Source organism: Clostridium sp. C105KSO13 (genome assembly GCF_001517425.1).
Lineage (GTDB): Bacteria > Bacillota > Clostridia > Lachnospirales > Lachnospiraceae > Muricomes.
Genome location: NZ_FBWL01000148.1, coordinates 14491 through 35870 on the forward strand (window position 1 = coordinate 14491; position 21380 = coordinate 35870).

General features: G+C 42.4%; 16 protein-coding genes and 1 pseudogene. 3 read left to right on the plus strand and 14 right to left on the minus strand.

What is annotated here, in order from left to right:
* Nucleotides 1–3: 3 nt before the first annotated feature.
* From BN3456_RS02935 to BN3456_RS02945, 3 genes and pseudogenes are all read right to left on the minus strand, one after another.
* On the minus strand, nucleotides 4–843 hold the full coding sequence (locus BN3456_RS02935; protein WP_089982671.1) for a carbohydrate ABC transporter permease: 840 nt from the start codon (nucleotides 841–843) through the stop codon (nucleotides 4–6).
* A 1-nt stretch (nucleotide 844) separates the two neighbouring features.
* Nucleotides 845–1750: a carbohydrate ABC transporter permease gene (locus BN3456_RS02940; RefSeq protein WP_089982672.1), complete on the minus strand. Its 906-nt coding sequence runs from the start codon at nucleotides 1748–1750 to the stop codon at nucleotides 845–847.
* Nucleotides 1751–1772: 22 nt separating this feature from the next.
* A pseudogene (locus BN3456_RS02945) lies at nucleotides 1773–2795 on the minus strand (extracellular solute-binding protein); the annotation flags it as partial.
* 23 nt (nucleotides 2796–2818) lie between these two features.
* On the opposite strand from BN3456_RS02945, the gene BN3456_RS02950 reads away from it, so the two are divergent.
* On the plus strand, nucleotides 2819–3802 hold the full coding sequence (locus BN3456_RS02950; RefSeq protein ID WP_089982674.1) for a LacI family DNA-binding transcriptional regulator: 984 nt from the start codon (nucleotides 2819–2821) through the stop codon (nucleotides 3800–3802).
* A 140-nt stretch (nucleotides 3803–3942) separates the two neighbouring features.
* Here the strand turns inward: BN3456_RS02950 and BN3456_RS02960 are convergent, their stop codons facing one another.
* The 3 genes from BN3456_RS02960 to BN3456_RS02970 are packed head-to-tail and all read right to left on the minus strand — an operon-like array spanning nucleotide 3943 to nucleotide 8133.
* Nucleotides 3943–4995 carry a DUF5692 family protein gene (locus BN3456_RS02960; RefSeq protein ID WP_089982676.1) on the minus strand — a complete coding sequence of 351 codons (1053 nt, stop codon included), beginning with the start codon at nucleotides 4993–4995 and terminating at the stop codon, nucleotides 3943–3945.
* A gap of 17 nt (nucleotides 4996–5012) precedes the next feature.
* Nucleotides 5013–5357, minus strand: coding sequence for a hydrogenase maturation nickel metallochaperone HypA (locus BN3456_RS02965; protein ID WP_089982677.1), 345 nt, complete (start codon nucleotides 5355–5357; stop codon nucleotides 5013–5015).
* Between the two features lie 58 nt (nucleotides 5358–5415).
* Nucleotides 5416–8133 carry an FAD-dependent oxidoreductase gene (locus BN3456_RS02970; RefSeq protein ID WP_089982678.1) on the minus strand — a complete coding sequence of 906 codons (2718 nt, stop codon included), beginning with the start codon at nucleotides 8131–8133 and terminating at the stop codon, nucleotides 5416–5418.
* 210 nt (nucleotides 8134–8343) lie between these two features.
* On the opposite strand from BN3456_RS02970, the gene BN3456_RS02975 reads away from it, so the two are divergent.
* On the plus strand, nucleotides 8344–9051 hold the full coding sequence (locus tag BN3456_RS02975; protein ID WP_089982679.1) for a FadR/GntR family transcriptional regulator: 708 nt from the start codon (nucleotides 8344–8346) through the stop codon (nucleotides 9049–9051).
* A gap of 72 nt (nucleotides 9052–9123) precedes the next feature.
* Here the strand turns inward: BN3456_RS02975 and pdxA are convergent, their stop codons facing one another.
* From pdxA to BN3456_RS03000, 5 genes are read right to left on the minus strand one after another with little or no spacing between them, the layout of a single operon-like run.
* Nucleotides 9124–10158 carry a 4-hydroxythreonine-4-phosphate dehydrogenase PdxA gene (gene pdxA, locus BN3456_RS02980; RefSeq protein ID WP_347457729.1) on the minus strand — a complete coding sequence of 345 codons (1035 nt, stop codon included), beginning with the start codon at nucleotides 10156–10158 and terminating at the stop codon, nucleotides 9124–9126.
* Nucleotides 10159–10179: 21 nt separating this feature from the next.
* Nucleotides 10180–11145: a 2-keto-3-deoxygluconate permease gene (locus BN3456_RS02985; protein ID WP_089982680.1), complete on the minus strand. Its 966-nt coding sequence runs from the start codon at nucleotides 11143–11145 to the stop codon at nucleotides 10180–10182.
* Between the two features lie 14 nt (nucleotides 11146–11159).
* Complete coding sequence (locus BN3456_RS02990; protein WP_089982681.1) at nucleotides 11160–12290, minus strand: glycerate kinase family protein; 1131 nt, start codon at nucleotides 12288–12290, stop codon at nucleotides 11160–11162.
* A gap of 43 nt (nucleotides 12291–12333) precedes the next feature.
* The gene (gene larA / locus BN3456_RS02995) at nucleotides 12334–13611 is read right to left on the minus strand and encodes a nickel-dependent lactate racemase (RefSeq protein ID WP_089982682.1); all 1278 of its coding nucleotides are present in this window, start codon (nucleotides 13609–13611) and stop codon (nucleotides 12334–12336) included.
* Between the two features lie 18 nt (nucleotides 13612–13629).
* The gene (locus tag BN3456_RS03000; RefSeq protein ID WP_089982683.1) at nucleotides 13630–14853 is read right to left on the minus strand and encodes a four-carbon acid sugar kinase family protein; all 1224 of its coding nucleotides are present in this window, start codon (nucleotides 14851–14853) and stop codon (nucleotides 13630–13632) included.
* Nucleotides 14854–15046: 193 nt separating this feature from the next.
* Between BN3456_RS03000 and BN3456_RS03005 the strand changes: the two genes are divergently transcribed.
* Nucleotides 15047–16885 carry a sigma-54-dependent Fis family transcriptional regulator gene (locus tag BN3456_RS03005; RefSeq protein WP_242862783.1) on the plus strand — a complete coding sequence of 613 codons (1839 nt, stop codon included), beginning with the start codon at nucleotides 15047–15049 and terminating at the stop codon, nucleotides 16883–16885.
* Between the two features lie 103 nt (nucleotides 16886–16988).
* On the opposite strand, the gene BN3456_RS03010 is transcribed toward BN3456_RS03005, so the two are convergent.
* From BN3456_RS03010 to BN3456_RS03020, 3 genes are all read right to left on the minus strand, one after another.
* A complete protein-coding gene (locus BN3456_RS03010) occupies nucleotides 16989–18530 on the minus strand; it encodes a GntT/GntP/DsdX family permease (RefSeq protein ID WP_089982685.1) in 1542 nt (513 codons plus the stop codon).
* 523 nt (nucleotides 18531–19053) lie between these two features.
* Nucleotides 19054–20094, minus strand: coding sequence for a UxaA family hydrolase (locus BN3456_RS03015; protein WP_089982686.1), 1041 nt, complete (start codon nucleotides 20092–20094; stop codon nucleotides 19054–19056).
* 216 nt (nucleotides 20095–20310) lie between these two features.
* The coding region (locus BN3456_RS03020) for an IS4 family transposase (protein WP_089982687.1) at nucleotides 20311–21380 on the minus strand (1070 nt) is incomplete at its 5' end.

Genomic DNA, 21380 nt, shown 5'->3' on the forward strand with positions numbered 1-21380 from the left:
TTATCATCCTTTAATACCAGACATGGAGACCGACTGAATAAAGTACTTTTGCAGAAGCAAGTACATAATAAGCACAGGTACAATACTAATTAGGGTCGCTGCCATAACCTGATTCCATGGAGGAATAAAATCTACAGAAGGCCCCGTCATAGTAGCCAGTGCCAGTGTAATAGTATATTTTTGCTCCTTAGATACAGAAACCAGCATCCAGATTAAGTTATTCCAACTTGTAATAAAAATATATGTCCCCAATGTCATCATAGCAGGAATTGCATTGGGCAATATTATACTTAAAAAAATACGAAAATGTCCGGCACCATCCATTTTGGCAGATTCATCCAACTCTTTTGGAATCCCCATAAAAAATTGCCGAATCAAAAAAGTGCCAAATGGAATAGACCACGCAACAAGTGGCAGTATCATCCCTGTATATGAATTAAGCAGCCCCATATCTTTCACCAATGCAAAAGAAGGAATCAGCCTTACAACCTGTGGAATCATCATTGTGGAAAGATAAAATAAAAAAACTGCATTTTTCCTCTTAAATTTCATCCGTGTAAATGCATATGCTGCCATAGCACAAAACAATACTGTCATCAGAGCCGTAGGCACTGTCACCAAAAATGAGTTTAGAAAACTCTGCTTAAAATCAATTAAATGCCAGGCTTTCCCGAAATTTTCCCACATCATCTTTTCTGGAAAAAGCCTGGGCGGAAATACAAATAACTCTGAATCTGACTTCAATGCTGTAGAGAGAACCCACAAAAACGGAGTTAGTATGACAGCAGCCATAGCCAATGCTGCAGCATATAGTAAAATCTTCTTCCAATACCGCTTTTTCATCTTATGCCTCCTCCCCAGATTTTTGCTCTACTCTGTTTTGAAGTAGAGTGAAAATAAATACTAGAATAAATAGGACAACAGACATTGCACTGGCATATCCCATCTTGCGAGAAGAAAATGCTTGCTGCCACATATAAAATCCAGTTACATATGTTGATGTTCCCGGCCCTCCCAGTGTGATCATATAAAATAAGTCAAATTCCTGGAAAGAACCAATAATGCTCATCATTGCAACAAAATAAATGATGTATTTCAGCTGCGGGAATGTAATATATCTGAATTTCTGCCATACTCCTGCACCTTCCATTTCAGCAGCTTCATAAAACTGCCGGGGGATTTCCAATATCCCCGCGACAAACATAACCATATAATACCCCGCCCATCTCCATACCGTTACAATTACAATGGAAAGCATTGCAACTTTACTGCTTGTAAACCATCTGACAGAAGGTAGTCCAATTTCTTTTAAAAGCCCGTTAATGATACCGTTATTTGTACTTAGCAGATAATTCCATACAATACCTGTTGCGACAAGCGAAAGCATAGTAGGCATAAAATATATCCCCCGAAATAACTTAGACAATTTTGGGACAGATGTCACAAGTACTGCCATAATCAGTGATACAGCAATAATAAGCGGAACATTTAATACAATGTAAACTAGCGTATTTTTTAAGCTAATCCACCAATACTCATCCTTCATTAACTTTATATAATTCTGCAGTCCTATAAATACCTTATCCTTTAGCGGATCCCATTCATATGCTGACAGAACCATCGAATAAATCATTGGCCAGAGGACAAATACCAACAATAATAAGAAACTGGGCAACAGAAATAAACCAATATACATATTGTTCTTGAAGTTCTTTCTCTTAGTCTGAGGTGTAAACGTAGACTTAATCATATTTCCTCCTTTTGTACATTTTTTAGAAAAGCTTATCAATTTCTTTTGCCAGATCCTTCATAACACTGTCCACAGGTTCTCCGTCATAATAGATTCTGTCAAGTTGTCTGTTAGCAGCATCTAATTGGTCATTTACTGATAACACCGACGGCATCCATTTGCAGTACTCTAATTCATCTACAAACACCTCTGCGTTTTTAGTACTGTCAAATGGGGCTATTGAGACATCTTTCAACGACTTTCTTACGGAAATCTGAGGGTCGCTTGTATTTTCCAGATATATTTTCAGGCCTTCCTTTCCTGTAATAAATTTCATAAAATCAAGAGCCTGTTCCTTTTGCTCAGTGCTGCTTGCAACACTTAATGTATTCACATATAATACTTCTCCTTTATCCCCATTGTTGCCATATGGTGCAGGCATCATCTGCCATTCCAGCTTATCATTGTCCTCTAATTTCAGGGCTTCCCAAAGTGCAACCCGGCCCATTGCTATTGAGCCAGAATTAAGCATTCCTACAATTGGAAGACTTCCCTCATCCAGCTTCTCCATTGGAGGTATTACCTTATATTTATCATACAAGTTTACTAAAAACTGTACCGCTTCAATCGCTTTTGGGTCATCCAAATTACACCCACTCATATCATCCTTCGCATACTCTACGCCATTTTGCCAAATATAAGGAAGAACGGTCTTCATACCATAGTCATTAACCAAGGTTGCATAGTCAATTCCTAATTCGTCCTTGTGCTCCATTAATTGCTGACAAACAGTCAGGAATTCATCCCATGTATAGCCGTCCTCCGGAACTTCAATCCCAAGCTGATCAAACATTTTTTTATTGTATGCCCATGCATAGTTTCCCCCATCAACTGGCAGGCCATAATATTTATCCTCATAAGTTGCATAATTTAACGTAGTCTCCCAAAAATCATTAAAATCAAAATTCTCGTCTGACTTTAACTCCTCAATATCTACTTCTTCCAAAATACCGGCATCAGCAAAGGCCTGAGTGTATCCCACTTGACAGGATATCAGGTCAGGAAGCTCGTAGTTAGGAGTTTTTGCTTATGCCAACTATTAAAGATGTAGCCGCGCTTTCTGGTGTTTCAGTGACAACCGTTTCCCGCGTTTTAAATAAGCGCGGCTATATTTCTCAAGAAACCTATAAAAAAGTTTATAATGCCATGGAGCAATTAGATTATCAGCCAAACCAGCTTGCCCGTAATATGTACAGTCAAAGAACATATTTTATAGGTCTTTTAGTACCTGATATCTCACATCCTTTTTTTGCAAAAATGGCACACTACATCGAAATCATGCTGTTTAGTCATGGATATAAACTTATTTTGTGTAATACACAAAAAAATGACGCCAGGGAGCAGGAATATCTGAACATGTTACGTCAAAATAAGGTGGACGGCGCTATTGTGGGCACTCATATGTTAGAAATTTCAGATTATGAAAAATTATCTCTTCCCATTGTTGCAATGGACGTTTTCTTGGGTGATTCCATTCCTACTGTTTGTGCAAATCATATACGCGGAGGAAAATTAGCAGCTAAGCCCTTTATAGAAGGCGGCGCCAGTTGTGTCCTGCAGATTAAAGGAAACCATGACATAAAGAGCCCGGTCTGGGTAAGACATTCTGTATTTTCCTCAGAACTGACGGAAAACAGCATCCGTTGTATAGACTATGAATTAAAGGATGAAGAGTTCAGCAGAGAAAAATATTATACTATTATTAACGAACTTTTAGATAGATATCCGGAGATTGATGGAGTGTTCTCAACAGATACTGTTGTTGCAAATGCCATAAAATGTATACTGGAGCGCGGCAAACGAATTCCTGAAGATGTCATAGCTGTAGGTTATGATGGTGTTGATATTGCGAAAATTACTTATCCGGCAATGTCATATATTGAGCAGCCCTTTATCATGCTTTCGGAGATAATTGTTGATTTGTTATTGAGAAAAATTGATGGCGAAAAAATAACCGAGAATATTACAGTAGAAGATATTTGTTATGTTGAGGGTAATACAACCAGAAAATGAGTGGAAGATTAAAAATTGGACATTTCCTTTTTGCTTTATACAATTTCTTTACACCAAAGGCCATTACAAAGCGTTTATGCCCCGTAATGGCCTTTTCAAAATTATCACTATATTAATAATTAACAGTTATATTTTCGGTGCTATTCAGCCAATGCTTTAATCTCCTGATATTTCTTATGATCCGTATATAGTTCTCCTGTATATGGATTTCTCTTTGTCTTGACGATTCTGTAAACCATGTACAAAAATACGACCACATTTGCAAGAAGTGCCAGCAGGCTCACAATAAACAAAAATGTAGTATTAGGTGATGCGCTTGCCACCTGGTGGAGCCCTGAGCCTGCTAATACTGTATATCCATCAGATGCCAGCAGCCCTTCCTTAATAGCCGCGTCAGCGATTGCCTTACTTGAACCGGAATGTACCAGCCAGCGGCCAGCATCCTGAAATGCAGGAAATGTCTGTGCAAACATGCACCACAGTGCCAGTGTCTGAGCCCGGTGCTGCAGCCATGCTCCCTTGCCCACTGTGAATGCACAGATCGTAGGTGCCAGAAGAAGTGCAAGTCCGCAGTACCATGCATGGGTAGGCAGGCAGTTGTAAGTATAAGCGAAATTCCATAAATCATAGGCAATAATCCAGAACCACAGCATATCCGGCCAGAGCATATCCTGGCTTTTATCTTTGCTTGTTTTCTTGCGGATACAGATTCCAAACCAACCTGTAATAGTAACGATGTTCAAAAGACCCGCAATTCCATTCATAATATTCCAGGAACCGCCCGCATAGTACTGAACCTGATTGTTCAGATACTCCATAACAGGTGTCACATACTGGCTTACCTGAAAATCCCTGGTGCAGGCTTCCAAAATATTAATTGCCAGTATAAAAGGTGGAAAGCACAGGGCAATCTTATTGTGCTGTAACTTTTTGATATGGCGGATACACCAGAAGCCAATGCATCCCGCAGTGGATGAATAAACTTTTGCCAGATGGAACCAGTCCATGTAGGATGTATCCCGTAACACGGTCAACCATAAAATGGTCAGAACAACCGGGAGTACCACAAAGAATCCGAAGCCAATCCATTTAAAGCGGCGGCCCACTTCATTCGCAGCAAACAATGAAACAAACACTCCCAGCCATACAAGTAAAACTAATATTGTCGGAACACCTTTTGTAAAAACAAACATTCCTTTTCCCTCCTCATTTAACATGCTTCAATTTCTTTGATATTAAACTCATTCCCCATCACCAGATGAGTCAATTCACTCCCACAATAAGGACAATTTTTTTTGAATTCCGTTGTGGAGTATGTTTTCCCACAGTCATCGCAGATTGTAACCGCAGGAATCTTTAAAATCTCTAATTTCGCCTCCTTTAAAATCTCTGATTTTTTCCGGAAATACTCCCAGCAGTCCAGCAGATAATCTGATATAACACCGCTGACTTCCCCTACCTCCAGTGTAACGGATGCCACCTGGGTAAGGGCCTCTTCCCTGGAAATCTCCTCAATTGTTCTGGCTACGTGAGTAACCAATCCCAACTCATGCATTCTGCACCTTCCTCCCACGGCTTTTCAATCCAACAGCTTTGTATTTACTTCATACGTTCTATACCCGCTGTGCCTCTTTGTCCTTGCTGCGGATAATCTTAATCTGTCTTTTTAAAGCGTAAGGCAGAATCTTCTTCATCTTATCTTCGCTTCTTACCATTCTGCTCGCGTCGGGCAGCTCCCGGTTCAGGTGAATTGCATCAAACTCGCATTTTGTAGTACACACACCACAGCCGATACAACGGTTGAAATCCACAACTGAAGCACCGCAGCCCAAGCAGCGTGCGGTCTCGGCTTTTACCTGTTCCTCTGTGAATGGGAGCCTGGTATCATGAAATGTAGCTTTCGGATCAACGCCCACTTTATGTGCCGGACGCTGACGGTCGGAATTATTATAGCTTTCCTTAGATATATCCAGATTATCTTTATCAAGCTCAATAAACTCTCTTCTGTTGCGTCCGATCGTCAGGCTCTGTCCCTCATGGACAAACCGATGGATGGACACTGCTCCCTCTTTGCCTGCCGCAATGGCATCAATAGCAAATAAAGGCCCTGTATATACATCTCCACCCACAAAGATGTCCGGTTGTGCTGTCTGATAAGTCAGGGGATCCGCGACAGCTCCGTTCCCTCTGCCGAGTTCTACTTCGCTTCCCTTTAGAAGATTTCCCCAGATAATACTCTGTCCGATGCTCATCAAAACATTATCGCATTCCACGGTAATGCAGTCTTCTTCATTATACTGAGGGTTAAAACGACCTTCACCATCCTTTACTGCAGTACATTTCTTAAATACGACACCCGCAACCTTTCCTTCTTCTGTAAGAATCTCTTTCGGGCCCCAGCCCGTCTGAACAATAATACCTTCCTGTTCAGCCTCTGCCACTTCATCTTTTGCCGCCGGCATGGTTTCCCTGTCTTCAAGGCAATACATAAATAGGTCAGAAGAGCCTGCCCGCACTGCACTGCGGGCCACGTCAATGGCCACATTTCCGCCGCCTACAACAACAGTGCGGCCGGCCAGCTTGGTACTTTCATTGTTGTTTACCATATGTAAAAATTTCACTCCGGTATAAACGCCTTGGGCAGCTTCACCCGGAATATTGGCTTTTCGTCCCCCCTGACATCCAATTGCCAGGTAAAATGCCTTATAGCCCTGAGCCCGGAGTTCAGCAAGTGTAATATCCTTTCCCACTTCTACACCGCACTGGAATTGAACTCCCATTTGGCGCAGCACATCTATTTCGGCTTCTACCACATCCTTTTCCAGCCTGAACTTAGGAATACCGTAAGTCAGCATGCCCCCTGGGGTCTGGTTCTTTTCAAACACCGTGACCGGATATCCTTTCTGAGCTAGAAAAAACGCACAACTCATGCCCGCAGGGCCTGCCCCGATTACAGCAATCTTCTGTGGGTATGGTTTTCCAATCTGATTGATCATAGGTGGAATATAGCGGGTTTCTGCATTCAATTCCTGCATGGCAATAAACTTCTTTACTTCGTCGATTGCAACTGCCTGATCGATCGTTCCGCGGGTGCAGGCATCCTCACATCTGCGGTTACAGATACTTCCACAAACCGCCGGGAAAGGATTTTCTTTCTTAATTAGCTTCAGGGCATCCAGATAACGTCCCTGGGAAGCCATTTTGACGTATCCCTGTACAGCAATATGTGCCGGACACTTTGTTTTACAGGGGGCTGTACCGGTGTCATAACAGTTGATCTGATTGTCATCTCTATAATTTTCATTCCATTTTTCAGGTCCCCATTTTACCGCATCCGGTAATTCCTGATTAGGATAAACCACAGGCCCGTCTTTTGTACAAAGCTTCTGTCCCAACTTCACCGCACCTGCCGGGCAATGCTCCACACACTGGCCGCAGGCCACACAGTTATCCGCATCTACTTTCGCAATATAGGCGGAACGGGACATATTCGGCGTATTGAAAAGCTGGGAAGTGCGAAGCGCGTAACAAGAACAGACACAGCAGTTGCAGATTGCAAATATCTTATCTTCCCCGTCAATATTCGTAATCTCATGTACCAGACCGTTATCCTCTGCCCTTTGCAGAATTTCCATTACTTCATCCTCGTCTATATAGCGTCCTTTCCCCGTTTCAACGAGATAATCTGCCATATCACCCACACCGATGCACATATCCTCTTCCAGATGTCCACAGCCTTCCCCCTGAATACGGCGGGACCGGCGGCAGGAACAGGCCCCTACCGCATATTTCCCTTTGTACTTCTGCACCCAGTGGGAAATATGTTCAATACTGACCGATTTCTGCTCTGCAGGTATAGCCTTTTCCACAGGGATTACATGCATTCCAATTCCAGCTCCGCCCAGGGGCACCATGGGTGTAACCTTCTCGAGAGGCTTTCGCGACATTTCGTTAAATAGTCTGGCGACCTCCGAATGTGCCTCAACTTGCTCTTTGTTCATATTCATAAATTCTGCACACCCGGGGACGAACATGGGAAGAATATATTGTTTATGTCTGTCCTCATTCTCCCAGTTATACTCGATGAGTCCAATGACGCTCATCTCCTGAAGCAATTTCTCGGTATGTTCTATACTTTTTCCGCATTTCTTTGTTATCTCTGCGGCCGTGGCCGGCTTCCGGACTTTCATTGCCAGTGCCACTTCAGCCATCTCATCCGTTATAACCCCAGCAAGCCCCCAGTATTCCGGGTCATCCACAGTCACCTTATGCCCAATCCGATCTGTAATTTTCTGTCCCAGCTTTAAGATTAATTCTCTACTCTCTCCCATTCCTCTTTCCCTCCTCCATCCATTTTCTGGACATACCAGAACCCGTTATTTTTTTATCATTATATCATTTTGTACATTCTATGTCAATTACCCTCACCTTTTTTAAGCATTTTGTTGTAATTTTTATCAGCATATCTTGCTTTTTACTCATTTTTTATATATAATAATTATATGGTATCTGGTATGTCCAAGACCAAAAAGGAGTATATTATGGAATTTTCAAAAATAACAGCACCTACGCTGAAAGACTTGTTTGTACAACAACTAGTGGATAAAATTTTATCCGGGGAACTTCCGGTAGGAACCAAAATCCCGCCAGAGCGGGAACTAGCTGAGATGATGAAAGTCAGCCGTGCTGTGGTGAATGGTGGAATCAATGAATTAAACCAGAAAGGCTTTTTGGAAGTGCTGCCAAGGCAAGGGGCTTACGTAGCAGATTACAGCCGAAATGGGAACTTGCAGACTTTAATTGCTTTATTGGAATATCGGGGAAATAAATTGGAGAAGGGCGGAATACGTGCTATTTTGGAAGTACGCTCCGCTTTGGAACGTCTGGCCGTGGGGCTGGTGATTGATGTAGCCTCAGACGATGAGCTTAATCATTTGAAGACCATTGCAAAAGAATTAGAGAACACAGATTCCATACAGCAGGCAGCACAGGCAGCCTTTCGGTATCATCACGAACTCGCATACCTGGCAGGGAATACTGTGCTTACACTGATTTATTCTTCATTTAAAGATATCTGTATCGTGTTGTGGGTGCGATTTTGTAAATTGTATGGAATTGATGCCTTGTATGACAATATAATAACATTACAAAGACATCTGGAAAAGCGAGATAAGGATGGAACTTATCAGTGGATTCATTATTATCTGGGGGAGGCAATAGAAGGGGCACAGCAAATTTATGAGGAGTAATAAATACTCCGATTTTCTGCAATGTACTATCATTGCCTAAAACCGAAGTATTTATATTGTTAATATTATTCTTTATTTTCTGCTCTTTGTAAATTTCACCGCATAGTCGATGGAATTTCGCAGGCTCAGTTCGCTGGCTGTCCCTTTTCCGGCCTGATCAAAGGCTGTCCCGTGATCTACAGATACCCGGATGATTGGAAGTCCCAGAGTAATGTTTACTCCTGACACCGCATCCCACATCTGTTTCTCGCGGTTATAAACGAATCCTACAACCTTCAGCGGAATGTGTCCCTGATCATGATACATGGCTACCACAATATCATACCATCCGCCTCTGGCTTTTGAGAATACGGTATCAGGAGGAACCGGCCCTTCCGCCAGGATTCCTTCTTTTTTTGCCTGGTTTATGGCCGGGGTTATTTCTTCGATTTCCTCCCGGCCAAAAAGACCGTTCTCACCGCTGTGGGGATTTAGTCCGGCAACACCGATCTTTGGCTTTTCAATCCCCATTTCCAGGCAGGCTTTATTGGCAATTCTTATGACGTCCAGCACACGCTGCTTTTTAACTCTGTCGCAAGCCTCCCGCAAAGATACATGGGTGGACACATGAACAACCCTCAAGTCTTCATGAGCCAGCATCATTGTGTAATTTTTAGTACCCGTCAAATCTGCGTATATTTCTGTGTGTCCTGAATAATGGTGGCCGGCAATGTTAACGGCCTCTTTGTTAAAGGCATTTGTAACCGTTGCATCCACTTCTCCGGCCATAGCAAGCTCAATCACTTTTTTCACATATTGAAATGCAGCGTCTCCGCACATTGCAGATACCTGCCCTCTTTCAAACTCCTGAGGACGCACCAGCCCTAAGTCTAAGACATCAATGGTTCCAAAAGAAAATTTTGCTTCTTTTACATCTTGGATCGCATTTATATTTAATTCTTCATGTCCCACAATGGAAAGTGCCTGTTCCATCACCCAAGCATCCCCTATGATTAAAGGGCTGCATAGCTCATACAGGGCAGGGTCCGCCATAGCCTTCACTGTAATCTCCGGCCCTATACTGGCAGGATCTCCCATTGTAATGCCAATTATCTTCTCTGCTCCCATTTTTATCCCTTCTCTCTTATCTTAAGCCTTTGCTTTCTTCGCGCGTTTCTTTTCTTCTACCTTGTGAAGCCAGGATACCAGGAACGGGCAGAGAATAGCTGTCACAATAATCGACGCTGTAATCTGTGCCGTAGCAGCCTCTGAAACAGCCAGCAATGTGGCATCAACAGCTGCCACAGCTGCAGGAGTTGCCGCCGCATTCCCTGCTGTCGTACCAATACCTGCTGCTACTTCCGGATGATCCATTCTTAAAAGTTTGTACACCAGATATCCGCCCAAACCTGTAATCAGTGTACTTGCTACGCCAAGAAGAATTCCGGGTGCCCCTGCTTTAATCAGATTCATAATATTCAATCCGGCTCCCAGAGGGAATGCAAAGAAAGGAATCAGCATGGATGCCCCCGGCTCACAAAATTTACGAATATCCTCATCCAGATTGCCAAGAATGCAGCCTACAATAACAGGAATAATACAGCCCAGAAGCATAGTGACGGGAATTTTAGCAACACCGGCTGCACCCAATGCAACCATGGTAAAGAACGGACCGTCATTGATAGATAAAATGGATACAGCGCCTACGTCTGTGGCATCCCCATATTCACCTGCCAAAGCTGCGTACAAACCACCATTGGAGTTTGCTATAGCAGACACAATAGCCAGAGTCGACAGGCCAAGGAACCCTTTTTCTCCAAAAATGGTACCGCAGAGCAGGCCGACCAAAATTCCCAGCCCGACCTTCACCGCCGTGATTACAACGCCCTTGTAGACGGTAACTCCGGCACTCTTAAAGTTAATTGTGGTGGCATTACAGAAAATAAACACGGCAAGAATAGGCATAGCTCCGGATTTCCATAAGAAAGTTGTAAACGTTCCGTCAAACATTTGCCAGAGAGTATCTCCGGATATCGTGTTAATAATCGCTCCCAGAAGCAGGGGTACTATCATCAGTCCTCCCGGTATCTTCTTAACAGTTTGTAGAATCTTCATAAGTATTTTTCCTCCTAGTTTGCTTTAATTAGCCTTAAAATATTGTCCACTGTGTAGGCAAGGTTTTCTTCACTGTGGTTCCTGCTAATTGAAAAATCCTGGGGCAGCCTGTTAATCGGAAATATTGCCGTTACCCCCATATCATAAGCTTTTCCAATCTCTGCATCATCTGCCCCGCCAACAATGGCAATCACATGCTTCTCCTGCTTTTTTGCACGCTCCGCTATGCCGATTACCACTTTACCTCGCAGGCTCTGGGAATCCAATTTCCCCTCACCTGTTAAAATATAGTCTGCATCTTTAATGATATCGTCAAATTTCACCGTATCCAGTACTGTCTGAATTCCCATCTGCAGCCTTGAATCAAAGAATGCGATCATTCCTGCGCCCATGGCTCCTGCTGCTCCTGCTCCGGGAATCTGGCTTACATTCTCTCCGGTAGTTTTTTCAATCACCTTGCTCAAATTTACAAGACCTTCATCCAGTTCAAGCACCATCTTCTCATCAGCGCCTTTCTGCGGGCCGAAAATGTAAGCTGCTCCGGCAGGACCATACATAGGATTGTCAATATCACACATAGTCACAATCTCCACGTTCTTGAGAGCCGAATCCATTCCTGCCAGATCCATTTTGTTTATCTTTATCGTATTACCACCTGTGGGCACAAACTCTTTTCCGTCTGCATCATAGAACTTTACCCCTGCTGCAGCTGCTGCGCCGCAGCCGCCGTCATTTGTACTGGAGCCGCCCAGGCCTACAATGATTTTCTTAACCCCGCTTTTTGCCGCGGCCAGAATTAACTGGCCGACACCATAAGTCGTAGTAAGCCGGGGATCTTTTCTATCCTCCACCAGAGGAAGTCCGGCGCAGGACGCCATCTCAATCACAGCTGTGCGTCCTTCATCAATCAATCCATAATAAGATTCCATATCCTCAAAATACGGATTTTTTACTGTCATAGAAATCTTCTTGCCGCCCACTGCTGTGATAAAGGCATCTACTGAGCCTTCTCCTCCGTCTGCCACGGGAATGGAGACCACCTCGCTTTTAGGAAAATGCTTTTCAATGGCCGCATTCATAACCCCGCATATTTGAGTCGAACTCAGAGTCCCCTTAAATGAATCAGGAATTAATATAAATCTCATGCCTGTTTCCTCCTTCTGCTTTTTATTTTTCACTATTATTTTTTTACTCTTTTACAATTACAGATACTCCGTCCGGAATGACTGTTACCTGATAATCGTCTTTCTTAACGATAGCTTTTGCCTTTTCCATGGCCTCCTCCATGCTGTGTGCGGGAACCATATGAAGATCCTCCACCAGCTGATCGTCACAGGAAGAAACAAATATAACTGTAGCTCTTAATAAAAGTCTTGCAAAAATCTGGGACTGCCACTGATCAATAATGGTATCTCCAGGCTTCCTGCCTAAGAATGTCGCCATCATACGGTTTAAGTCCTTCTCCTCGCGAAATGTCTCATGGAAAGACTTTCCGCCATGTCCGTCATCAGCCTTTGACAGCATGATAATAGCTCCGCCTTCCTTAACTGTCGCCTCAGCCGCAGTCATTCCTTTCACTGCCTGATAAACATTTTGATCCAGCGGATATCCACCGTTAGTTGAAATAACAATATCGGCGGGAATTGCATCAACCTGGCACTTAGAAGCCAAGAATTCACGGCCCACCCTATGTGCAAGATCACAATCACCGGCTACCGCAAAAATAGGTTCATGTTTCGGATCAATTACTACGTTGATAATAAAATCCAGTCTCGCTGCTCTTGCCGCATACAGCATATCATTGTGTATAGGGTTGCCTTCAATCACACCTGTTCTGGCATGCGGGTCTGCAATGAAAGCTGAATTGTGATTATACATAACCGTCTCACGGCTTGCAACACCGGGAAGAACGCTCTTTCGTCCACCGGAAAATCCGGCAAAGAAATGGGGCTCAATAAATCCTTCTGCCACCAGGAGATCTGCCTCGACAGCCAGCTTGTTAAGAATTATATTTCCTCCGGAGGGGAGTTTTCCAATATAAACCATGTTGTCCTCGTCGTCACAGTCATGTACAACAATTGTCTCATTATCTGTAATTTCCTTGCCAAATTTAGATTCCAGCTCTTCCTTTTTTGTACCTCTGTGCAGTCCTGTAGAAATCAAAATTGTGATATCTGCATCTGGATTTCCTTTTCTAATTTCTGCAAGCAGCAGCGGCATAATAATATGGCTGGGAACCGGTCTGGTGTGGTCTGACGAAATTACTACAATTTTCTTTTTGCCTACCGCCATATCACACAGCCTCGGGCTTCCAATGGGATGTTCCAATGCGTCCTGCACCAGCTCTGCTCCGCCCTTTGGCGCCTTATAGCTGTGAAGCTCTGATACAAGCTCTCCTGCCAAATGTTCATCTTCGATTTCTACTTTCAGTGTTTCCTTTCCATAAGGTAATAAAAATTCTTTCATCTTCAATATCCTCCTGTTTTACATTTTCTCTTTAATTTTTCTCATTGCAAAAGCTGCGGCGTCATCACCACCGAAGGCTCCTGCCTTAGTTACCAGTTTCAGGCCATCAAACATTCCGCCCTTTGCACGTACCATGGGAATCCCTGTCAGTATTTCTGAAAGAATCTCTGTTCCTGCAGCTTCAATACTCTCCATCACTCCAAGTGCAGTGTCTCCTCCCGTAAGAAAAACCCCGGACACCGGAACTGCCTCCAGAATTTCCTTTGCTGTTCTTCCTATCATCGAACGAACGTATTCCCCGGTGTCTGTCAGGCTCATTCCTTTTTCCTCACCTGCTTTCTGGGACATCTCCATCTCTTCTCTGTTATAGGAAGTGCTGGTGAGAAGAATTGTATCTTCGCCTCGTTTCAAAGCTGCTATGGCCATATCCCTATATTGACTCATCCGGGATTCTTCCGTCAGAATTTCATGAACCGGAACCTTTACCATAGTGTATCCTTTTTCTTCACAGTAATGCATCTGGCGGTTCGTTACAGTACTAATACTTGCCACAACACCCAGCGCGGGCAAAGACGGACTCTCCATCTCCATAAGATTATCTGCAATACCGGCGGTTCCGATATACAAAACGGTCTTTTCTGTTTCCTGTGCAGCCTTGATAATATTCTTCAAATCTGCATCGGTTTCTGCATCACATACAAAAACTCTGTTGTTTTCAAAAGAAAGGCCGCCACTCCTTATTTCTGCCAGCTCCTTTAATATAACAGGTTCCTGATATTCCTTGGCTAATAGCTTCACAAGATGATCTTCCTCTACAGGATTTCTGGGATCCTTTGAAAGCTCTGTCTGACAGATTTCCACTCCGTTTAAACGCTGAACTCCGTTTATAGTAGTCCTGCCAAGTCCGGGAAGTGCCGGTGCAAATACAATCAAATCCGGCTTTAATGCCTCATCCATCGCTCTTATTTCCTGCGGAATATTGCCCCGTATAGTAGAGTCAACCTTTTTAATCACATAACGAAACCCGGAGAACTCCATTCCTTTCAGTGCATTACATACCATATCATAGGCTTGATCCGAACTCACTGTTCTGGATTCTGTGTCAATGACTACGGACTTGTCCTCAGAAGGAACATTTCCGGCAAATATCACTTCTGTGGGATATCCTCGTCTGCGCAGCTGTACCCCGGTATCATTAGATCCGGTAAAATCATCAGCTACAATCAGATACCTGGTATTCATCTTAGTCACCCCCTTTCTTCTATTCATTTTTGAAACATATTTTATTTCTTTCTTAAATTCTAATTATATTATCTTTACTTTTCAACTTTTTAATTATATAATATGTTTAATTTTGCAACAGTTCCGTGGAATCGGGTTGAGGGCTGAACTAATACATAACCTTGAACTGTTATTAAACTTTAAATTGGAGATAATGATGAGCAGGAAAGCAAGAATATTAGGAATTGCCCCTTATGAAGGGCTTGCAACATTAATGACACAATACGGAGCAGGGAGACAGGATGTAGAATTGACCGCCTTCCTTGGCAATATGGAAAGGGGCGTTGCCCTTGCAAAGGAACATTATTCGGACTACGACATGATCATTTCCCGGGCAAATACGGCCAGCATGATTTCTCAGGCTGTGCCAATCCCGGTAATCGATATTAAAATGGACTATTATGATGTGCTCCTATGTATTAAAATGGCAGAGCAGACACGGACCCGGTTCGCATTTATTGGTTTTCATTCACTGACTACCATTGCACAGACCCTCTGCGATCTGCTCAAAACCCCGATTGATATTTTCTCCATCAGCACGCCATCAGAAGCCGGCGTTCTTTTAGACAAACTCAAGGGCCTTGGATACGAGACTGTGATCTGTGATACGGTTGCTTACGATCATGCAAAATTTATAGGCATTACACCCATACTCCTCACATCCAGCCTGCAAAGTCTGAAAGCTGCTGTGGATAGTGCTGTAGATACCTATCAAAGACATTTGGAACTGTATCAGTCTACACTTCTTATGAGGCAGGTGCTGAAAAACAGCAATAGTGATTACATTGTCCTGGATATGGATGGGCAATGTCTTTTCTCAACCTTTGAAACCAATAAAACCGTTTCCATCAGTAATAAGCTGAAAGAGGAACTGGAGCACTGCCGTGAAGATGCCAGCCGTTCCTTCTTCACTTGTATCGAAAATCAAATGTACTCTGTTTATTCAAGTCTATCCGATGACAGATTACATACGTATGTAATCTTCCAGCTCAACGCTTCCAAGATTCCTCTTGCATACTCCAAATATGGCATAGCAATTATGGATCGGAGGGAAGCAGAGGACAGCTTTACAAACAGTTTTTACAGCAATACAGAACTGGGCAGGGGGATTATTGCAGATACGAATGCAGCAGTAGGCCCGAGGACAGGACTTATGATTATCGGGGAAATCGGTACGGGGAAAGACAGAGTAGCTCATCTTTATTACTCAAAGAGTGACTTACAAAACAATCCCCTGTATGTTATTAATTGCTCCTTTATCAACGATAAGAGCTGGAACTTTATCACCAATCATTATAAGTCGCCTTTTACCGACAATGGCAATACCATCTACATTTCCAATATTGACCGTCTGTCCTGTGAACGTCAGAAGAAACTCCTGGCTGTCATATTGGATACTAATGTACATGTGCGCAACCTCCTGCTTTTTTCCTGCACTCAGTCAGCCGGAGAGGGTATTTCACATGTGGCAGTGGAATATGTCAATACCCTGGGTCTTACGCTGACTTCCATCAAACCACTGCGGGAACGAAAAGACGACATTGCTTCCTCCGCAGGGCTTTATATCAATACATTAGACAGAACGCTGGGAAAACAGGTAGTTGGTCTGGAAGAGGGCGCTATAAAACTCCTGGAAGACTATGAATACCCCTACAATCATTCACAGTTCAAGCGCATATTAAAAGAGGCCGTGTTAAAAACGAGTGCTCCCTATATAAAAGGAGAAATCATCCGGCAGTTATTAGAGCAGGAAGCTGTTCTTGCCCCGCACTCTCACTGCGGCTCCACTCATGTAACCCCCAGAACCTTCCCCATCCATACTGACAGCGGTACCTCGGATGATTGGGTTAAGCTGAACCTGAACCAGCATCTGGACTCTATCAATAAAGATATCGTACTTCATACTCTGAAAGGCTGTAATAATAACCAGACTGCAGCCGCAAAAAAACTAGGCATCAGCCGGACTACACTGTGGAGGTATTTAAATAGATAAACTCACTCAAAAAAGAGCCCTCACACCATTGAATATAAATCAACAGTGTTAGGGTCCTTATTCCCAAAATTTCTTTTAGGGCTTCTAATTTGCAAGACGCAGACTATTTTTCAACAGACACCTCTGAAATCTTTTCATAAAACTTCACAATAGCACTATGATCGTCTTTTTCATTGCCGTCTGCTTTTAATGACTGCATAATCTCCATTACCTGTGCCGTTAAGGGCAATGCTGCATTCACAGCATGCGATGCGTTAAGTGCATTATTCAAATCTTTAATGTGAAGCTCAATTCGAAATCCCGGTTTAAAATTATGTTCTAACATCATCGGTGCTTTTGCATCTAGCACAGTTGAACCCGCCAGACCGCCTCTGATTGCCTGATATACCAATTCAGGGTCTGTACCCATTTTTTTTGCTAATGTCATCGCTTCAGATACCGCTGCGATGTTCAGGGCAACGATAACCTGATTTGCAAGCTTCGCTACATTTCCTGAGCCAAGTGCTATTCTCATCAATGCTGCAATGATAAAAGGAATTAAAATTGACGGAATCGGTAAGCCTACAACAGCTTCACCAAGCACATCACCGATTCCACTTACTTTAATTACATTTCCCAGAGAACCGCCGGCACCAGTAATAAGCATAATCAATCCGGTATCCTTTATAGCTGTATCCATAATACCAATTACTTTCTTATTTTCCACCTTTTTTACGAGTCCATAGATTGCAAGTACTGTACCAATCGCCAACGCAACAATGGGTTCGCCAATCAATCCGATAATTGAATTAGCAATGCCTTCATCTGCACCAACTAAATCCCAAATAGTTTTAATAAAAATTAAAACCAAAGGAACTAGAATAGGAGCGATTGATAATGAAAATGGAGGCAATTTCTTCTGGGCCATCATGTTTTCTACTTCGTCCATAGTCTTTATATACTCAGCTTTAAATTCCTTTCGATCATATCCATCACCATCTGATTTAGGCGTTTGATATATTCTTTTTCCAATCCACTTACAATAAGGGACGATTGCAATTAGCATTAGAATTGAAACTACCATCCCAAGCAAAATCATCTGCCCCACATCTATTCCCATAATTCCTGCAGCAGTTAACGGACCTGGGGTAGGAGGTACCATACAATGAGTTAGCTGTAAACCACAGGCTAATGAAAGTGCCAGACTGATTACTGATATGCCTGTCACAGAAGACATAGCCTTAACAAGTGGGGCGAAAATGACAATTGCCGAATCCGCAAATACCGGAATGGATACTACCCACCCAGTTATAGCCAAAGCCCATTCTTCTTTTCGTTTTCCTATTACCCGGATAAATGTAAAGGCCAATTGTTCAGCAGCACCCGACACTTCAAGGATACCACCCATCATGACGCCTAACCCAATAATAATACCTGTGCTTTTTAGCGTGTTACCGAATCCATCTTTTATGGCTGTTATAGCCCCCGTTATTACATCTCCATTTGCGCCGGCAATATCAACTACAGGCATTCCTCCGATGAGCCCGGTAACAAGAGAAGCCAATAGTAATGCAATAAATGTGTGTATTTTTGTTTTCATTACCAGGACAATCATTAAAACAATACCAATCGCCAGCCCCAGCATCATTCTTGTTGAATCTTCCATACAAAACCCTCTCTTTAAACTTTCTTTCTATGGCATTTGAACTAAAGTTTTTATTATACCTTCCATTAACGCCATAACTATCTCCTCATGTCCCTCAACTCTTATTAAATAATCATAAAAATCTTGCCCAATTTCTCCTTTCCATTTAAATTTAACATTTAAATCAACGAGCTCATGATTTCGATGTAATCATTGTAAAAAATCTCTATTAAATTATCTATTGACAAAAGAACAAGAAATGTTTTTTTATTTTATTCACATTTGACATCTTTTCAATTCATGAATTTTATATTTCACTTTTCATTTCATGCATACTTCAAAATGCCCTGTAGAATTTTTGTGCTTATTATTCTCGTTATCTTGTTTCATGATTTGCAAACATGTTTTCAATTTCTGAAGCCATATAAAAAAGGCACAAAAAACTGCTGCAAATTTCTACATTCGCAACAGTCTTTATAAAACTTGTTTTCATTGAAAAAAATCTTTTCTTCCACTCATCTTGAGTTATGCAATAGTGCGTATATTACGTAATAGGCGCAGGGTTGAAAATGCATAAATCATTATGTAATTCATATTTCTCAGCAGCAGATTTTTCTTCACCACTCGCAACCCTGAGAATCTTGTTGAACAAATCTGTTCCCACTGTTTCAATATCAGATTCTCCTGTGGCAACAGGACCGGCATTTACATCAATGAGATCCCCCCATTGTTCTTTTAATTCATTTCTGGAACAAACTTTAATAACCGGTGCCGCTGCCAGGCCATAAGGAGTTCCTCTGCCGGTCATAAAAACCTGTAATGTAATACCCGAAGCTAATTGGCATGGTCCGCATACAATGTCACTTGCAGGTGTAGCAGCAAAAATCAGTCCTTTTTTCGCAGGCAATTCAGCTGGTGACAATACCTCCACTATCGGAGATGTACCCGATTTTGCGATAGATCCCATAGCTTTTTCGACAATATTACAAAGTCCGCCTTTTTTATTTCCCGGAGTTGGATTGGCACTGCGGTCTACTTCCCCCTCTTCCAGATAATGATCATACCATTTCATTTCCTTTGCAAGCTTGTCACACGTGGCTTGATCAACACATCGCCTAGCAATGTAATGCACCCCATCCCTGACTTCCGTTACCTCAGAAAACATAACAGTGGCCCCGCCCTGCACCAGCATATCTGCTGCATACCCAGCTGCCGGATTGGCCGATACACCGGAAAATGCGTCGCTTCCTCCACATTGCATGCCAATACATAGTTCTGACAGGGGCAGCTCTTCTCTTTTTCTCTTATTAAGAATTTTTAGCTTTTTTTCCGCAACTTCCATCAGCTTATCGACCATAGCTTCAAATCCTTTTTCATTCTGTAGGATAACCACATTCTCTTCATTAATTTCATCTTCCTTTAAAAGTTTGTCAACTGTGAGTTTTTCACATCCCAGCCCAACAACCATCAGCTCCCCTCCAAAGTTAGGGTTCCTTACCAGATTATGCAAAGTGCGAATTGGAATAGCTGCCTCCGGAGCATTAATTGCAACCCCGCATCCATACGCATGGTTAATGGGTACAATACCATCCCAATGTCATTTAGTTAAGCCTTTTCTAGATGAAAGCAGTATATCATATACTGTAAATCATTGAAACACTGTTTAGTTAAGAAAGCCCGCACGAATATCTTTGAATTTTGAACAAAAAGAACAGACTCTGAATTACAAAAAATAATTTTGCGTATACCAAAAAGACAGATTGTCAACCTGCCTAAAATAGAAGTATAATAGTGACGAGATTTAAGCGGCTCGATACATGAAATCCCTATTTCTCTTTGGACGGAGGTTGATAGGATATTTACGGTTGCCTCTGACTGGTGTCAGGTGCTTTTGTATGAGAAGCATGGTCTCTGTTTCGTCACTGCCATGTTTTAAATATGCTCTGCATATATTGACTGCGGTGGCGAAATTTATTTTATAAGTGTGTTTGGTATTATCCCTTGTTTTTACCACTGCATGAGCTGTTACCAGCTCACAGAAATTGTATAATATCATGCGTGCGTTGATTTCCTGAAGGATTCCATCATACTTACTGCTGTGCCAGTTGATCAGACCAATCGTATATTTAAGCTCTCGAAAACTTGTTTCCTCGCTCCATCTCATTCGATAAAGTTTTTTGATTTCTTCTAAAGGAAAATCTTGCTCAGAAAGATTGGTTGCAATACAAATATAGGTTCCGTTATCAAGAAGGATACGGACAATTCGAAATTCTATATCATAATAGGTGCAGCTTTCATCAAGGAAATCAAAATCAGTAACTGGCTGAAGAATGGTGTAAGTATTAGGATTCCCAAGCGTTTCTTTTGTATGACGTCTGGTAAGCGTTGTTGTGATATACGTATCGAATTCACTGTCAGGCAGGCCGCACGATGAAAGGATGCCATTGCTGTTGATATCCTTCATGCGAATCACAAATTTCATATCTTTTCGAATGAGATGTGCAAATACATTAAAGCTTTCATACCCACGATCAGCCATCAGAATTGCAGGAACAGAGTCTGCATAACGATCAATCATTGTGTTAAGTGCAGCACGTTCATGAAGTTTCTTTTTACCCTGAACAAGGAAATCGCAGTAAGTTTGGTTGGTGATATCATAAAGAGCATTGACGTGAATGGCATTATATCCTTTTTCACCTTCATTGATAAAAGTACTTTCGTCAGATGGATTTCTTGCGATGTTGACATCAGAACCATCGCAGGCAAGAAGCCGATACCCCTGATACAGCTTGTCTGACAAAAAGCGGCATTGCTCAACAAAGATATGGAACAGGAAATCCCATCCTTCCGGCTGAAGTTTGTATCGTTGTT

Bases quoted from the DNA above. Each gene is read 5' to 3' on its own strand.
- BN3456_RS02935 (WP_089982671.1), bottom strand. From the start codon at position 843: ATGAAAAAGCGGTATTGGAAGAAGATTTTACTATATGCTGCAGCATTG.
- BN3456_RS02940 (WP_089982672.1), bottom strand. From the start codon at position 1,750: ATGATTAAGTCTACGTTTACACCTCAGACTAAGAGAAAGAACTTCAAG.
- BN3456_RS02950 (WP_089982674.1), top strand. From the start codon at position 2,819: ATGCCAACTATTAAAGATGTAGCCGCGCTTTCTGGTGTTTCAGTGACA.
- BN3456_RS02960 (WP_089982676.1), bottom strand. From the start codon at position 4,995: ATGTTTGTTTTTACAAAAGGTGTTCCGACAATATTAGTTTTACTTGTA.
- BN3456_RS02965 (WP_089982677.1), bottom strand. From the start codon at position 5,357: ATGCATGAGTTGGGATTGGTTACTCACGTAGCCAGAACAATTGAGGAG.
- BN3456_RS02970 (WP_089982678.1), bottom strand. From the start codon at position 8,133: ATGGGAGAGAGTAGAGAATTAATCTTAAAGCTGGGACAGAAAATTACA.
- BN3456_RS02975 (WP_089982679.1), top strand. From the start codon at position 8,344: ATGGAATTTTCAAAAATAACAGCACCTACGCTGAAAGACTTGTTTGTA.
- pdxA (WP_347457729.1), bottom strand. From the start codon at position 10,158: ATGGGAGCAGAGAAGATAATTGGCATTACAATGGGAGATCCTGCCAGT.
- BN3456_RS02985 (WP_089982680.1), bottom strand. From the start codon at position 11,145: ATGAAGATTCTACAAACTGTTAAGAAGATACCGGGAGGACTGATGATA.
- BN3456_RS02990 (WP_089982681.1), bottom strand. From the start codon at position 12,290: ATGAGATTTATATTAATTCCTGATTCATTTAAGGGGACTCTGAGTTCG.
- larA (WP_089982682.1), bottom strand. From the start codon at position 13,611: ATGAAAGAATTTTTATTACCTTATGGAAAGGAAACACTGAAAGTAGAA.
- BN3456_RS03000 (WP_089982683.1), bottom strand. From the start codon at position 14,853: ATGAATACCAGGTATCTGATTGTAGCTGATGATTTTACCGGATCTAAT.
- BN3456_RS03005 (WP_242862783.1), top strand. From the start codon at position 15,047: ATGATGAGCAGGAAAGCAAGAATATTAGGAATTGCCCCTTATGAAGGG.
- BN3456_RS03010 (WP_089982685.1), bottom strand. From the start codon at position 18,530: ATGGAAGATTCAACAAGAATGATGCTGGGGCTGGCGATTGGTATTGTT.